The 17,157-nt window shown below is 47.2% G+C and carries 10 protein-coding genes; 6 read left to right on the plus strand and 4 right to left on the minus strand.

Translation table 11 applies throughout. From position 1 onward, the window contains the following. Positions 1-150: 150 nt before the first annotated feature. The gene (locus SIO70_RS21345; RefSeq protein WP_320574122.1) at positions 151-591 is read left to right on the plus strand and encodes a response regulator; all 441 of its coding nucleotides are present in this window, start codon (positions 151-153) and stop codon (positions 589-591) included. Here the strand turns inward: SIO70_RS21345 and tilS are convergent. Both tilS and SIO70_RS21355 read right to left on the minus strand, forming a co-directional pair. Next, positions 584-1,918, minus strand: coding sequence for a tRNA lysidine(34) synthetase TilS (gene tilS, locus SIO70_RS21350; protein WP_320574125.1), 1,335 nt, complete (start codon positions 1,916-1,918; stop codon positions 584-586). The two genes, SIO70_RS21345 and tilS, sit on opposite strands and share 8 nt — an antisense overlap. 24 nt (positions 1,919-1,942) lie before the next feature. Continuing rightward, positions 1,943-2,251: a tetratricopeptide repeat protein gene (locus SIO70_RS21355; protein ID WP_320574126.1), complete on the minus strand. Its 309-nt coding sequence runs from the start codon at positions 2,249-2,251 to the stop codon at positions 1,943-1,945. Positions 2,252-2,302: 51 nt separating this feature from the next. Between SIO70_RS21355 and SIO70_RS21360 the strand changes: the two genes are divergently transcribed. From SIO70_RS21360 to ispE, 4 genes are all read left to right on the plus strand, one after another. Next, a complete protein-coding gene (locus tag SIO70_RS21360; protein WP_320574128.1) occupies positions 2,303-3,043 on the plus strand; it encodes an electron transfer flavoprotein subunit beta/FixA family protein in 741 nt (246 codons plus the stop codon). A 97-nt stretch (positions 3,044-3,140) separates the two neighbouring features. Then, positions 3,141-4,109 carry an electron transfer flavoprotein subunit alpha/FixB family protein gene (locus SIO70_RS21365; protein ID WP_320574130.1) on the plus strand — a complete coding sequence of 323 codons (969 nt, stop codon included), beginning with the start codon at positions 3,141-3,143 and terminating at the stop codon, positions 4,107-4,109. 141 nt (positions 4,110-4,250) lie between these two features. After that, positions 4,251-4,850, plus strand: a complete 600-nt coding sequence (locus SIO70_RS21370) for a bifunctional nuclease family protein (protein WP_083725830.1) — start codon at positions 4,251-4,253, stop codon at positions 4,848-4,850. Between the two features lie 18 nt (positions 4,851-4,868). Then, the gene (ispE, locus tag SIO70_RS21375) at positions 4,869-5,663 is read left to right on the plus strand and encodes a 4-(cytidine 5'-diphospho)-2-C-methyl-D-erythritol kinase (RefSeq protein ID WP_320574133.1); all 795 of its coding nucleotides are present in this window, start codon (positions 4,869-4,871) and stop codon (positions 5,661-5,663) included. A gap of 124 nt (positions 5,664-5,787) precedes the next feature. Here the strand turns inward: ispE and rplT are convergent, their stop codons facing one another. Both rplT and rpmI read right to left on the minus strand, forming a co-directional pair. After that, positions 5,788-6,132 (minus strand): 50S ribosomal protein L20, encoded by a 345-nt coding sequence (rplT, locus tag SIO70_RS21380; RefSeq protein WP_072357586.1) that lies wholly within the window; start codon positions 6,130-6,132, stop codon positions 5,788-5,790. A gap of 49 nt (positions 6,133-6,181) precedes the next feature. Continuing rightward, entirely contained in the window at positions 6,182-6,379 is a 198-nt protein-coding gene (rpmI, locus tag SIO70_RS21385; protein WP_072357585.1) for a 50S ribosomal protein L35, read from the minus strand. A 435-nt stretch (positions 6,380-6,814) separates the two neighbouring features. Between rpmI and SIO70_RS21390 the strand changes: the two genes are divergently transcribed. Continuing rightward, entirely contained in the window at positions 6,815-17,149 is a 10,335-nt protein-coding gene (locus SIO70_RS21390; protein WP_320574137.1) for a T9SS type B sorting domain-containing protein, read from the plus strand. Positions 17,150-17,157: the final 8 nt, after the last annotated feature.

Below are 17,157 nucleotides of genomic sequence, written 5' to 3' on the forward strand. Positions count from 1 at the left end.
ATGAAATCTGAGACCACCCGGATTGAAAAAGGAGGTAAACATCCCTACAATACCAATGTGGATCAGGAATCAATTAGTGGATTTTTTTCTACGGGAGTCCTTTCATCACTCATTAGGAATTGGTAGCAATCAGGTATGGAAGAAAAAATTGTGAAAATATTATTAGCCGATGATGATCTGGAAGATCGCTTTATTATGCAGGACGCTTTCAATGCCATCAATCTTCCTGATGTGCCCTTACTTGTTGAAGATGGAGAAAAAGTATTACAGCATATGGAACAGCTTTTACTGGAAGCAGCGACCCTGCCTTCTCTGATTGTGCTGGATCTGAATATGCCCAGAATGAGCGGCACAGAAACCTTACGCGAACTAAAAAACATACCTGAATACCAGGACATTCCGGTGATTATCTTCTCGTCTTCCATGAATGTAATGGAAATGCATCAGTGCCGTCAACTTGGCGCCCTATCCTATATGGTAAAACCATTTACTTATGAAGAATACCTGGTTTCAGCACAGCATTTCTATGATTTTTGTCTGAAAAAGCACTCCTTCCCGGAACTTAGTAGCCTGATCCAAAACTTTAAATAGGCTGCCACTCCAGCACCAGCATATTGCTGGTATGTGGTGTAATCTTACACCGGTCGTCTATGCGCATTCCGATGATCCAGACTATTCGTTTGGCTGATTCCAGCACCCATATATTCTCTTTCTGTATCAATGATAATTTCTGATCAATAAAGAAGCGACTCAGCTTTTTCTTTTTCCGCATACCTAAGGGGTAGAAATAATCTCCCTGTTTCCAGCGGCGCATGAGCAATGGGAATTGCACTGTATCTATGTCCAGGCAGGCCATGAGCGGGGAACCTGGAATGGTGGCACCTTCACTGCTCCGGATCTTCAACTTCAGGGTCCCTCCTTTCACCGGCACGACGGCCGTTTCTTTTTCAATCACAATCAGGGGTGCTTCCGGTGCTTCCAGTGGCGTAATTAACAACCATACCCTGTCGCGGATAATGCGGTGGGTGGTAGTTTCTACCAGTTTGCCAGGTTCTGATTGCAGCAGGTCAATCACCTGGGGTAATTGCGGGGCACTACAACCAAAATCTTTGAAGATCTCCCAGGCAATTGTTTGCAGGGGTATGGCTTTTTGGAGCTTTAATACAGGGATCTTAAAATTATCACCCTGTTTGAACAGCAAACGTTTTTTATGTCTCAGTACTGCTTCCGTATACAGTTGTTCTGCTTCCCTGAAACGGTCTATACTGGCTGCCATCTGGGGTACAACTGCCGGAAAGGTCTCCTGTATAACAGGGATGACTTTGTGCCGGAAGAAATTACGTGTGTATTTTACTGTTATATTGGAACTGTCTTCTACAAACCCCCAACCGTTCGCTGCGGCCAGGGCCACCAGATCTTCTTTTTGTGCAAAGAGCAATGGCCGGATCAGGTGTTGCTGACGGGGTAATATACCGTGAAGACCCGCAATACCAGTGCCTTTGGATAAGTTCATGAGTACTGTTTCCACATTGTCCTGCATGTGATGTGCGGTGGCGAGGAAAGTATATCCTTGTTGCTGACGGGTCTGTTCCAGCCAGGTATAACGCAGTTCACGGGCAGCTACCTGGATGGATACACGTTTTTCTCCGGCGTATAATTCCGTATCAAAGCGAATGGTGTACAATGGTACTCCCAGTTCATTGGCCAGTGCGGTCACGAATGTTTCGTCTCTTTCAGATTCTGCTCCCCTGAGCTGAAAATTGCAGTGTGCAATGCCACAGTCAATGCCCGCCTGCTTGTACAGGTGCGCCATCACGACAGAATCCACGCCCCCGCTTACAGCCAGCAAGATCCTGTCGCCTGGTTGGTACAACTTTTCTGCTGCGATATATTCCTTAAACCTGTTTATAAGTTCCATAGTGTTGATTCGATTGTTATTTTCTTACAGCAGATCGTCCAGTGCCATCTGCAGTTCATTGTAGGCATGCCTGTTATTTTCAGCTTTAGCCATTTCCATGCCTTTTTCGTAAACGGCGATGGCTTCCTGCTCCGCTCCTGCCCTTTCCAGCAGTTTGCCAAGGTGGTAGTACGAGCCTACATATCCCGGTTCGTGTGCCAGCAGCTCTTCGAACTGCCGACGGGCATCCGCATCGTTGCCCAGTTTTATATATTCCAGCGCCAATGCATGCTTCAGAAAGCTGTCATTGGGTGTCTGTTCCAAAAATTCTTTTATACTGGCTATCCTATCCATTATTTAAATATATTTGCTCATACCGCTTTTTTTCATAAAACAGTTAAGGCCATGAAGATATTAGTATGTATCAGTAAAACTCCGGACACGACTGCAAAAATAGCTTTCACAGACAACAACACGAAATTCAATGAAGCAGGTGTACAATTCATCATCAATCCCTACGATGAATGGTATGCCCTGGTCAAGGCGCTGGAACTGAAAGAGTCCCTCAACGCTACTGTACATCTGATTACCGTGGGTGGTGCTGATACGGAGCCCATTATCCGTAAAGCCCTTGCATTAGGAGGCGATGAAGCCTTCAGAGTGAACACAGATAGTCCCGACAGTTATTTTATTGCTGCGCAGATTGCAGCCCATGCCAGGCAACAGGGTTATGACCTGATCCTGACAGGCAAGGAAACCATCGATTACAATGGCGCTGCCATTGGTGGGATGGTCGCGGAGCTGCTGGATCTTTCTTATGTATCAATCGCTGCAAAGCTAGAGCTGAGCGGCAATACAGCCACTATCAACAGGGAAATTGAAGGTGGTGAGGAGATCGTAAGTGTAGAACTGCCGGTAGTCGTATCCTGCCAGAAGGGAATGGCCGAAGCCCGCATACCCAATATGCGTGGTATCATGGCTGCAAGAACCAAGCCACTGGCGGTAGTAGAGCCGGCACCAGCCGATACGCTGACTACCATTGCCAGTTTTGAGCTGCCACCAGCAAAGGCAGGTGTAAAAATGATCAGCCCCGATAATGTGGAAGAGCTGATAAAGCTATTGCACGAAGAAGCTAAAGTGATTTAAGTTAACCGGTTTTACTGAATACCCCGTTAAGAAAAATCATTCCACGTCAGGCGCCCGCCTGCGAAAATTATTCAAAAATCTAAACAGCCAAACCGATATGTCAGTCCTCATATTTGCAGATCAGGCCCAGGGAAAGATCAAGAAGGCGGCTTTTGAAGCGATACAATATGGTGCTAAAGTAGCACAACAATTTAGTACAACTGCGACCGTGCTGGTGCTGGGTGAAGTGCCGGAGAGTGAATTGACAGCACTGGGCAATTACGGTGCAGGAAAGGTGTTGCATGCGGCAGATGCCCGCCTGAATGAAACAGAAGGAACTGTATTTACAAAGATCATCGCAGCTGCTGCAGAGCAGGAAGGTGCCGATGTGATCGTATTCCCGCACAACTTTGACGGCAAAGCAATTGCCCCGAGAGTAGCGGCCCGCCTCAAGGCAGGGTTTGTGTCTGGTGCGATCTCTTATCCGGATACCACCAATGGTTTTGTGGTAAAAAAGAGTGTCTTCTCTGGCAAGGCATTTGCCAACATTAATATCACTGCAGCGAAAAAAGTGATAGCGGTCATGCCGAATACCTTTGCTATGGAGAAATCTTCCAATACAGCGACAGTAGTGGCTTTTCCCACTTCTGTTAATGATGGGGATTTTAAAGTAAAAGTGAGTAAGGTAGAAACAATAAGTGGAGAGATCCCGCTGACGGAAGCAGAGATCGTAGTGAGTGGTGGCCGTGGATTGAAAGGCCCTGAGAACTGGGGGCTGGTTGAAGATCTGGCAAAGGTATTGGGAGCAGGTACAGCCTGTTCAAGGCCGGTAGCAGATTCTGGCTGGCGCCCGCACCATGAACATGTGGGGCAGACTGGGCTGACCGTGCGGCCGAATTTGTATATCGCTATAGGAATATCTGGTGCCATACAACATTTGGCAGGTGTGAATGGCAGCAAGGTGATTGTGGTCATTAATAAAGATCCGGAGGCCCCTTTTTTCAAGGCGGCAGACTACGGGATTGTAGGAGATGCATTTGAGGTAGTGCCGAAATTGACTGCGGCCGTGAAGGCGTTAAAAAGTTAAAAAGTTTACATTTGAAAATTAGCTGCTGTCGAAGACAGCAGCTAATTTTCAGGTTTATCAAGCATTACGTAATTTTTAGATAAGGAATATTTTTTCTAACTTCACGACTTATAAAATATTCAGCGACAACGCAGGACAGATATGAGAAAAATAGAACTGGAAATAGTTGCCCTTTCGCACAGCATTACACAAACACATTCATACGCCGTCGTACTGGGGGAAGTGAACGGTTTGCGCAGATTACCTATTGTAATAGGTGGATTCGAGGCACAAGCCATTGCTGTAGCGCTTGAAAAAATGCAACCCAGCCGCCCACTGACACACGATCTGATGAAAAACTTTATGAATGCATTCAACATTGAATTACACGAAGTGGTCATCAGCAATTTGCAGGAAGGGATTTTTTATTCAAAACTGGTCTGCTACAGTAATGATGAAACCATTGAGATAGATTCACGTACTTCCGATGCATTGGCATTAGCCGTACGTTTTGGTTGTCCCATCTTTACTTACGAAAATATCCTGAACAGTGCCGGTATCTTACTCGATGACCCTGCCGGCAAGAAAGGTTTGAAACCTGTCACACCGACCATTTCAGAACACGAAAAAGGCGCTGAGGATGATCTGAAAGTCCTGAACCTGGATGAGCTTACACAACTGCTGCAGGAAGTATTGGAACAGGAAGATTATATCCGGGCGATCGCGATACGCGATGAGATCAATAGCCGGAAGAGCAGATAAATTATACCTTTTTTCCGCATGATCGTTTTTCCAAATTGCAAGATAAATCTGGGTCTGCATATTATTCGCAGGCGTGCGGATGGTTTTCATGACCTGGAAACGGTATTCTATCCTTTGCAGCTCACAGATGCGCTGGAGGTATTGAGTCCGGGAACGTTACAATTTAACAGCAGTGGTATTGCGATACCAGGTGCTGCAAATGATAATTTGTGCCTGAAGGCGTGGCATTTGCTAAAGAAGGATTTCCCTTCTATTCCAGAAGTGGATATACATCTGCATAAGCATATTCCAATTGGCGCAGGGTTGGGCGGTGGTTCGGCAGATGCAGCGTTTATGCTGATACATTTGAATCAGCGTTTTCAGCTGGGATTGACAACGGAGCAGCTGGTGGAGTATGCTGCTGTGCTGGGGAGTGATTGCCCGTTTTTTGTGTTGAATAAAGCTTGTTATGCCACAGGGCGTGGCGAGGTAATGACACCAGTGGAACTTGATTTAAAAGAATGGACCTTTGTGCTGGTGTACCCGGACATACATGTGAATACGGGGTGGGCGTTTAAGCAACTGACGCCGGGGGAGCCGGATATTTCTTTGCTGGAGGTGATAAAGCGGCCGGTGGCGGAATGGAATAGATTGATGAAGAATGATTTTGAGATTCCAATATTTAGTGCGCATCCGGAATTAGCACAAATTAAAGAGGAAATGTATAAACAGGGTGCAGTGTATGCGACGATGAGTGGAAGTGGTTCGGCGATAGTGGGGATTTTTCCGAAGGGAGGGAAATTTGAAACGGATTATAAATCATTTATAATATAAAAAAGCGCTTTCGGCTCAGGGAAAAGTGCTTTTTTTGCGTGAGCCGAAAGCGGACTGGAAATAAATAAAAGAGCCGGTGCTATACAGCACCGGCTCTTTTTGTTGTATCGTTGGAGGCTACCGCTTATTTAACGGTTGCTACGAGCTTCTTGAAAGTCTCAGGCTCATTCATAGCCAGATCAGCCAATACCTTTCTATTCAGATCGATATTCTTAACTGACAGCTTGTGGATGAACTCAGAATAAGTGATACCTTCAGCACGAACTGCAGCGTTAATACGCGCGATCCACAACTGACGGTAGTTTCTCTTCTTTAATTTACGGCCTACATAGCTATATGTAAGACCTTTCTCCAATACGTTCTTGGCTACGGTATAAACGTTTTTACGTTTACCATAAAAACCTTTGGCCTGCTTTAAAATTTTCTTCCTGCGGGCTCTGGAAGCAACTGCATTTACTGAACGAGGCATTTTGTGCTCTTTTTTCCGTTTTAGTTAATAATAATTCTGAAAACTCCGACTATCTGAGTGCGAGCATTCTCTTTACGAGATCCAGGTTAGCGGAACTAACCAGGCTGCTACCTCTCAGGTGGCGTTTTCTTTTGGTAGCTTTCTTGGTCAGCAAGTGACTTTTGAAGGCATTATACCGCTTAATCTGTCCGCTCCCGGTTACCTTGAAGGTCTTCTTAGCCCGGGAATGAGTCTTTACTTTGGGCATCTTACATCAAATTTGGTCTGCAAAGGTAGATAAATAATTGATACAACAATCCTCAAATATAACTTTTTTATTCACGGAATGAAGATGTGGATAACTTTTTTTCTCAAATATAAAAATAATTTTAGCCCCATTAAGTAGCTGAAAATCAAAATTCCTCTCCCCCATTACTTCCATTTCTGCTTTTATATATTAGGTTATAAGTAATACACATTTTTTCTATTTACTATATTAGTGTTAATTTTAATTTCAAAATAGTATTATTTAAAGCCATATCGTAAAACTTAACCAGGCCTATGAAAGCACTTTACACTTCATGGATCGCCTACTCCGTAAGGAGTTGGTTGCTTTTTCACCCTCAAAAATATGAAAGACCGCAAAGAGCGCCCGATTGTTAATCCAGCCCTCTCTGATAGTTTTTTCCCAAAATAATTGAAGATGAAAAAGATTCTAATCCTATTATATAGCTGTTTGTTCCTCGCCATGGGTATAGCGCGGGCGCAAACGCTGTATTTCAACATACCGGATACGGTATGTATGTCAACTAATAATAGTACTGCGGATCAGGCCAAATTTGTTAGTATGAACGCCGTGCTGTCAAGTAACCAGAACGGCAAGGCAACCTGGACGATCACGACGCCAACAGGATCAGATGCAGATTATACAATCCTGTACTCTGATGTCAATTCTACCGACAAGTCCACTCAGCTAACAGGAACCCAGGCCCTGACGATCCAGTTCCTCACTGCCGGTACTTACACCTTTAAAGTTGTACTCAAAAGAACAAATGGTGCTGACATTACTTCGACTAAAACAGTCGTGGCTGTAGACTGTACCATTTCGACCTGTAGTGGCGGTAATGCCGAAATGCCCGGTTTCTCGGAGAACTTTGGTACCCTGCCGGCCAATACTTCAAGAATGGCCTATTCGCCTTCTTCCGCTATTACATATATTTATCAGGGTTCAGGTGACCTGAACGATAACTATTATGCAATATCCAATACTACACAGCTTAGACCTGAATGGGTAGCTGCCCTGGACCATAGCGGTTTAACCCGCGGTGGTATGCTGGTGGCCAACTCAGATTATACGCCCAGTATCTTCTTCCAGAAAGAAGTGACTGGCCTTTGTCGTGGTTCTGTTTATAACTTCAGCGCCTGGCTCCTTAACACGGATAGCTCCTCTGTATTAAACAACAATTGCGTAAACGGTTATAAATACGCAGGGGTCACCTTCCAGGTACTGAATGCGGCAAATACCAGTCAGGTACTCGCAGAATTTAAAACCTATGCGGTATCGATGAACATCAAGAAAACTCAATGGCAAAGGTATGGTGGTTCATTCACTGTACCTTCCGGCGTTACAGATGTTCTGGTAAGGATCAAAAACAATTTCGACGGTGGTTGTGGTAACGATATTGCGGTTGATGATATCGAATTCCAATATTGTAGCCCCGTTATCACAGCACAGATTGAAGGCCAGGCCGATAACCTGAAAGAGGTATTGTGTGAAGGCGCTCCTACCGTGATCACATCCGCTTATACACCTTCTACCTATTTCACTAACCCGGAGTACCAGTGGGAAATGTCTGATGATGGTGGTGTGACCTGGTTCAACGTACCTTATGGTACTGCGAACAACGACACCCTCTTTATCGCTGAAGGTGAACTGACTGCTACCAAAACGGAAGCAGCAGATTATTATTTCCGTGTAAGGATCTACGAGAGTGGTAGCTCTTCAGAAACCTGTGCTTCCCCTTCCTCTGCGGTCAAAATTACCATCCTCCCGATGCCAACCCTTTACCTGACCAAGAGCCAGGTGTGTGAGGGCGCCACTGTCGAGTTGCAGGCTTCAGGCGGTTTTGATGAATTTAAATGGAGCGATACCTCTTATGTCGGTCCTAAACGTTCGATTACACTGATTTCTGATACCACCATTACCGTATATGGATATATTTATTATGGTATTGATGGTGGTAAAACCTGTGTGGACTCCAATAGCGCAAGCATTAATGTTGATGATAAACCTACAGTGGAAATCTCTGCAACACCAACCTCTATTTGCGTGGGCAGCAGAGTTACCTTCTCTATCAACGACACATTATCAGCTATAATTCCTACTGGCGGCCATATATATTGGTATAAGGGTGCCGATTCTACTGGCGTATTGCTGACAGATTTTAATGATCTGACATCGATGACTTATACAACAGAGACGATCGCAGATAGTGTATTTACAGTCGTCGTCAAATCGGGTGAGTGTATCGTGCAGTCCGAACCATTCCATGTGAAACTCACAGATATTCCGGCGCCACCTGCGGGTAAGCACCTGATTAAGTGTGTGGAAAACGGAAGCAGTACGTTCACACCAGGCCGTACACAGATTACCGGTACATCAGGAACGTGGTCATATATAGCTGTGGAAGGACCCGGTGTGTCTGATCCGAGCAACGTTGACTTCGCTGATTACATTACCGGTAATAAAAATAACCCGGGTGCTACTTTTACATTGTTGCATGCCGGTACCACCGTATACCTCCAATATACTGTGAAAGCTACCGCCAACTCTTCTTGTATTGGTTATGCATACGATACGCTGACACTCGTAGCTGGCGCTTCTGCTGCTTATGCAGGTGAGGACACCATCCAGTGTGGTACTTCGAATGTATTTACAATGACGGCCACGCCTCCTAATACCGACGCAACCGGCATATTTGCAGAAGAAGGTACCTGGACGGTGATCTCCGGTAATGGTGTAACCATCGATGATATCCATGCTTATAATACAACTGTAACGGTAACTCCTATTGGCACACCTCAGGATGTAGTACTGCAATGGAGCATCGCGAATACCACAGGTTGTGCTACCACTACTGACGAAGTGACCCTGCACTATACAGCTGTTCCTACAGTGACCCTGAAACCGGTGACCATCTGTAATACTGCAACTTCCTTCTCACTGGATACAACTGCGACTACAGGTAATCCTTTATATTATAGTATCGCTGCTGCCGGCACAGGTGCAATGCCTGGGTTCAGCGCGGTTGCTGAAACACCAATTACTACCTGGCCAATCACTGTTGCTATTCCGAGCGGTGTTGCTGCAGGGACTTACAACTTCCTGCTGACCGTAAGGAATGATTATGGTGGTTGTACCAATACAATTCCATTCTCTGTAAACGTAGAATCACCTACCACTGATCCTACCGGCGTGACCGTTAGTTCTCCGAACATTTGTACCACTGGCTCTACTACCCTGACCGTAACAGGTGGTAACCTGGGTAAAAACCCGGATGGTACCGATGCGGCACAATGGGTATGGTACGAAGGCGGTTGTGGTACCGGTACTGCTATCGGTACGGGTGCGACAATCACGGTGACTGTTTCTGCTACCACTACATTCTATGTAAGAGCAGAAGGTGCCGGCTTATGTGCGAATTCAGCCTGTGCTAGTGGAACTGTTACTGTATACACTGCTCCTGCTACGTCCAATGCAGGTGTTGACCAGACACATTGTAACGACTCTCTGTTCACCATGGCAGCTAACACAGCTACTATCGGTTCAGGTGAATGGACCCTGATAAGCGGTAAAGCAACCATCACTACTTCATCCAGCCCAACCACTACAGTGTTTGTACTGGCTGGTGATACTGCTACACTGGCATGGACCATTACGAATGGTGCCTGTACTACTTCAGACCAGGTGGTGCTGATCAACTACAAACAACCAGTTCAGGCAAATGCCGGTCCTGATTCTATCATGCAGTGTGCTAATAATACCTTTACAATGCAGGCGACAATACCTGCCATCGGTACCGGTACCTGGTCCACCTTCACAGGTAGCAAAGCCACCATCACTACAGGCATGTTTAACAATCCTGCAGCTACGGTGACCTTAGCCGCTGGTGATACTGCAACTTTAATATGGACAGTGACCAACGGAACCTGTTCTTCTCACGACTACGTAAAACTGATTAACTACGCTACTCCGACTACTGCCAATGCAGGTCCGGATACGATTAAACAGTGTATGACGCCTGCCTTCACCATGTCCGCAACTGCACCTACCATTGGTACAGGTAAGTGGTCTGTGAAGAGTGGTACTCCTGTTATTGCAGCGGCAGACAGCAGCAAAGTAAATGCTGTGATCACCGTTGCAGATGGAACTACTGCTATTCTTTACTGGACTGTCACCAACGGTACATGTTCTTCTAAAGACAGCATTGTATTAATTAACTACCAGAGCCCGGATCCTGCTAACGCTGGTCTGGATTCAATCATTCAGTGTAATAACGCTACCTTCACAATGGCAGCGACTACACCTAATCCAGCCACAGCAACAGGTACATGGTCCCTCTTTACCGGTAGCGCGGCAAGCATCGCTGCTGCTGATATAAATAAGATCAATGCTATCATTACCCTGCCAGCCGGCGACACCGCCACGGCTATCTGGACAGTGACAAATGGCGTATGTTCCAGCTCTGATTATATCTTCCTGAAGAATTACCAGGCGCCTTCTACGGCACAAGCTGGTCCAGATTCAACTAAGCATTGTGCGGATGGTACTTTCACCATGTCTGCCACTGCACCTACCATCGGTACCGGTACCTGGACCGTGTCCAAGCCAACTGCTACCATCACAAATCCAACCAGCACCACCGCTATCATCACAGTTCCTGTTGGCGACAGCGTAATGGCTTACTGGACAGTTGTAAATGGTACCTGTTCTTCTATAGATAGCGTGAAACTGGTGAACTATGTAAAACCAGCCGACGCAGATGCGGGTCCTGACCAGCACCTGTGTAGCGCTACCAGCTTCACCATGGCGGCTAATACACCTTCTGTAGCTACTGCTTACGGTGTATGGACCCAGCCAGCCGGTTCTACTGCTACTATCACTAACGTAACCAGCCCGACCACGACTGTGACCATCCCTGTGGGTGACAGCAGTATGTTGTTCTGGACAATTACCAACGGTGCCTGTACAGATGTAGATACTGTCTGGATTGTGAACAACAATCCGCCAGCGGCTGCCAATGCCGGTGTTGACACTATTAAACAATGTAACAACGCTACTTTCGCCATGACGGCAAATGCACCTTCTGTAGCTGGTGCTACCGGTTACTGGACAGTGGTGTCTCCTTCTACTTATACCATCCCTGCTGCGGATGTAAACAATCCGACAGCTACGTTCTCTGTAACCGCAGGTACGACCGTAAAACTGAGATGGACAATAACTAACCTGGGATGTACTTCTACCGATAGCATTGTGCTGATCAACTACGAACAGCCAACTGCGGTAAGTGCGGGTGCAGACCAGACCAAGTGTGCGGGTACCGCCTTCGTAATGACTGCTTCTGCAGTAACCGTAACAGGTGCGACCGGTACATGGTATGTACGCAGCGGTAACGCAACAATCGCTACCGGCGAAGAACACAGCGAGAATGCCCACATCACTATTCCAAACGGCGAATCTGCTGTATTAAGTTGGGTAGTGACAAACGGCACCTGCGCTGACTCTTCTTCTGTAACACTGACCAACCTCCTCACTCCTTCCAATGCAAATGCAGGAGTGGATATCTATCATTGTAATGACAGTGCTTTCGTAATGGCGGCCAACGCTCCTGACGTAGCCGGTGCAACCGGTACCTGGACATTCGTTGGTACTACTACTGCTACACCAAGTGATCCGAACAGCCCAACTGCAACGATCATCGTTCCTGCAGGCGATAGCGTACTGGCTATCTGGACAATTACCAACGGTACCTGTCCTACCAGCGATACAGTGAAACTGGTGAACTACATGTCACCAACTGCCGCTGCTTTACCAGCTGACATGCAACAGTGTATGACCACCACGTTCCCTGTTACAGCGAATGCGCCTGACGTACCTAATGCAGTGGGTCACTGGACAGTCGTAAAAGGTAACGCTACCTTCCCTGCGGCTGACTTAAACAGCACATCTACTACTTTCACTGTGCCAAATGGTGATAGCGCTTATGTGACCTGGACCATTACAAACGGTCTGTGTCAGAGCGTAGATACGATCAGGTTATATAACTATCAGCAACCTGTAACTGCGAACGCCGGTCCGGATTCTATCCGCCAGTGTAACAATGCTACCTTTACCATGCAGGCTACGGCAGCTTCTCCTGCTACCGCTGTAGGTAAATGGTCACTGTATCCTGGTAGCGCGGCCAGCTTCAGCGCAGCTGATTCTACCAATCCAGCTGCTGTATTTACACTGCCTGCCGGTGATAGCGCTACCGCTACCTGGACAGTGACAAACGGTGTCTGCTCTTCTTCTGACAAAGTACTGCTCATTAACAGCGCAATGCCAGACCAGGCGAATGCCGGTGTAGACTCCATGCGTCAGTGTAATAACACAACCTTCACCATGGCGGCTAACACGCCGACTGTAACAGGTGCTACCGGTAAATGGACACTCTCCAATACCCGTGCAACCATCGCAGCTGCTGATACCAGCAACCCAACAGCGGTGATCACCGTTCCTGTAGGTGATAGCGTTAAAGCTTACTGGACAATCACAAACGGTGCATGTTCTACTATCGACAGCGTGAAACTGGTGAACTACGCACAACCAACCGCTGCCGATGCAGGTCCTGACCAACGTCAGTGTGCTACCACATCCTTTACTATGGCGGCTAACACACCTGATGTAACAGGTGCTACCGGTAGATGGACAGTATCTAAAACTACTGCAACCATCACCAACCCAACCAGCCCGACCGCTACCATCACCGTTCCTGTAGGCGACAGCGTAGTCGCTTACTGGACAATCACAAACGGTGTTTGTTCTTCTATCGACAGCGTGAAACTGATAGACGATGCAATGCCTGGTACGGCAAATGCTGGTCCTGCTCAGACACATTGTAACGACAGTGCCTTCACGATGGCGGCAAACACTGCAACTGCAGGTATTGGTGCATGGACCTTCTACACAGGTACTACTGCAACGATTGCAGTTACAGATATAAATAATCCGACAGCTCAGATCTTCGTACCGGCTGGCGATACTGCTACTGCGATCTGGACGATCTCCAACGGCATATGTACTTCTACCAGCACTGTTCTTCTGAAGAATGATATGATGCCGGAAGCTGCAAATGCTGGTCCTGACCAGACACATTGTAACGATTCGCTCTTCCACATGGCGGCTACGCCTGGCGCAATCTCTACATCTACCGGTAAATGGACGGTAATCAGTGGTACTGCAACCATCGCAGCAACTGACCTGAACAATCCAACTGCCAGCGTGATTGTGTTCGCAGGTACATCTGCTACCCTGCAGTGGACCCTGAGCAATGGTACATGTACTGGTACGCCAGCTACTGTAACCCTGACTAACCTGGGACCAGTACTGAACAATACCATCTCTGCCGATCAGACACTTTGTGCTTCTGAAGCACCAGCTGCCCTCACAGGTACGGTGGCACTGAGTGGTGGCAACGGTACCTATACTTACCAGTGGCAGATCAGTACGACCAGTGCAACCACCGGTTTCGCCAATGTAACAACAGGTACAGGCGGCACTGCTGCAACTTATACCCCTGCTACACTTACTGCTGATACTGTATGGTTCAGAAGAATCGTAACTTCCGGTTCCTGCACCAATACCATCAGCAACGTGGTGAAACTGAGAAGAATCACTACCTCTCCTGTAGTTGTATCTGTTCCGGCTTCCGTAACGACTAATTGCGTAGCTGGTAAAGACTACACTTCCCTGTTCGGTACACCGGTATTCAGTCACCAACCTTTCAGCAATGAAGCGCTGACTGTTACCTATACCGACAATACTCAAACGCCTGATGCATGTACTACACTCATCATGCGTACCTGGACAGCCGTTGACCGTTGTGGTCTCACAACTTCAGCCCAGCAGACCATCACTGTTGTTGATACCACTGCTCCTAAATTCACCACCGCCGCTCCGGCTAACGTGACTGCAAGTTGTGACAACGTACCAGCTGCTGTAAACCTGACTGCTACCGACGATTGTTCCGGTACCCTGACCATCACACCGATTGAAACCCGCGTAGACATCGCAGGTCAGTGCACAAGCAATTATTACCTGATCCGTAAATGGGTAGCGGTTGATAATTGTGGTAATGTAAGCGATACCCTGAGACAGACCGTTACTGTGAAAGACACCACCGGTCCTGTATTCTCTGGTACTGCTCCTGCCAACGTAACCGTTGATTGTGACAAGGTACCTGCTGCGACTATCCTGACTGCTACTGATAACTGTACAACCGGTACTATCACTGTTACACCAGTGGATACCAGGCAGTCAATCTCCGGCAGCACATGCAGCAATACTTACCAGATCACCCGTACATGGACTGCGACCGACGATTGTGGTAACAGCACTGTTCTGAAACAGATCATCACCGTAGTAGATACTACCCGACCAGTATTCAATACTATCCTGGTTGCAGACACAACTGTGAACTGCGACGGCGTACCTGCACTGCCAACGATCACTGCTACAGACAACTGTTCTGCAAGTGTGAAAGTAACTGTTGCCCAGACCAAGGTATTCCTGAGCACGACCTGCTCCAATAATTACCGCCTGACCCGTACCTGGACCGCTACCGACGATTGCGGAAACGTGGCTACGATGAAACAGGTAATTACTGTACAGGATACTACCAGACCAGCATTCACCATCACACCGCCAGGCGATACTACAGTAAGTTGTAGTGCAGTGCCAACACCGCCAGGCAACCTGTCAGCTACTGACAACTGTAGTGCAACCAGCAATGTGAAGATCAGCTACTCCCAGACCCGTCAGTCTATCACCGGTGCCTGCGCAAGCAACTACCAGCTGATCAGAACATGGGTAGCGAAAGATGAATGTGGTAATACCAACACTGTTCGTCAGGTGATCACAGTAGTAGATACCACCAAACCAGTGATCGATCCGGCTCCGGCTGCTGTTACTGTCACTTGTGGAGGTACTATACCAGCTGCTGCTACCCTGTACGCAACTGATAACTGCGATGGCAACTTCCCTAAGAAAGCAACCATGACCACCGATCCATATACTGTGGATGCTTGTAACGGTTACACCATCACCAGAAGATGGAATGTATCTGATGCATGTGGTAATGCCGCGATCGAAAGAGTACAGATCATTACTGTAGCAGCATGTCCTAAACCACAACTGGACGCTACGCTGCCAGCTAACTGTTCTGACAATACGAAGTTTGCATTGCAACTGCTGACCAAAGTAAACAAACCAACATTTACACTGCAGAGCGTATATCCTGCAGGTACCGTAACCACACCGAAGAGTCAGACCAGCAATGTGTTCGACCTGAATGGTGCAACACAGGCTACTTTCATTGTAACTGATGGCGTAACCGGTTGCGTATCTGATCCGGTAACTTACACCCTGCAATATGTACAGAAACCAACTGTCAACCTGGGTAACGATACTGCGATCTGCGAAGGCAACTCAGTCACCCTGGATGCCGGTGCAGCAAATGCAAGCGCAGGCTACACGATCAAGTGGAACACAGGTGCAACTGCCCAACAGATCACCGTATCTGCTGCCGGTACTTACTACGCAACTGTGACTAACAATGGTTGTGCTGCAACCGACTCTATTAAAGTAACGGTGAATAAACCACCAACAGTTGAGATCCTCGATACCACTATCTGTGAGGGCATGACCGTAAAACTGAATGCCTATGTACAGGGTGCTTCTTACACATGGAGCACTGGTGATACCGGACCATCCATCACGGTAAGTACCGCTGGTACCTACACCGTAGATGTATCACTGAAGGGTTGTACCGTAACCGACCAGGCGACCGTAACGGTGTCTACACCGCCAAACGTGACCCTGACACCTGATACGTCTGTATGTCCTGATCAGACAGTGATGCTGCAGGTTGAGCCAGATGGTGGAAGTGTAAAATGGTTAGATGGTTCATTGACAAACTCCATCATTGTATCTAAACCTGGTGATTACTGGGTGACGGTAACGAAGGGTGGTTGCGTTGTAACTGATACTGTAACTGTGACCAACAAAGCAAACATCAGCTTCGACCTCGGTCCTGACAAGGATATCTGTGCCGGTGGCCTCGTAGTACTGGATGCGACTAACCCTGACGTGATCTCTTACCTCTGGAATGATGGTACGACCGATCCGATCAAGGAAGTAAGCACACCGGGTACTTACACAGTAACAGTACTTGACAAATATTGTAATCTGACTTCTTCAGATAGTGTAAAAGTAACAGTGGCTGGTCTCGGAGATATTTCTCTGGGCAATGATACCACCATCTGTATCGGTCAGACCCTGACCCTGAGTGTAGATGCCGGCACCGGCAACAGCATCAAGTGGCAGGATGGTGCTACTACGGCAACGTATGTAGTGACTACGACCGGATACTATACTGTGACTGTTTATAATGATTGCGGTACCGTAACCGATGATATCACGGTAACTTATAAAGCTTGTGAGGGTAAACCAGAATTCCCGAATGCGTTCACACCGAACGGGGACGGAAACAATGATACCTTCAAACCACATGTAACCGGAACGATGTATGATTACGATCTGCGTATCTACAACCGTTGGGGTGAACAGATTTTCATCAGTAAAGATTCCAAGACCGGATGGGATGGTCGATACAAAGGAACACTGGTGGATGTTGGAACTTATGTGTGGATGCTGAGCTATAAGAAGATACTGGGTGGACCATCAAATGTGGTGAAAGGCGAAGTGACCGTAATAAGATAAGAGAAGTG

It is taken from the genome of Chitinophaga sancti (assembly GCF_034087045.1).
In the GTDB taxonomy this organism is placed as follows: Bacteria; Bacteroidota; Bacteroidia; order Chitinophagales; family Chitinophagaceae; genus Chitinophaga; species Chitinophaga sancti_B.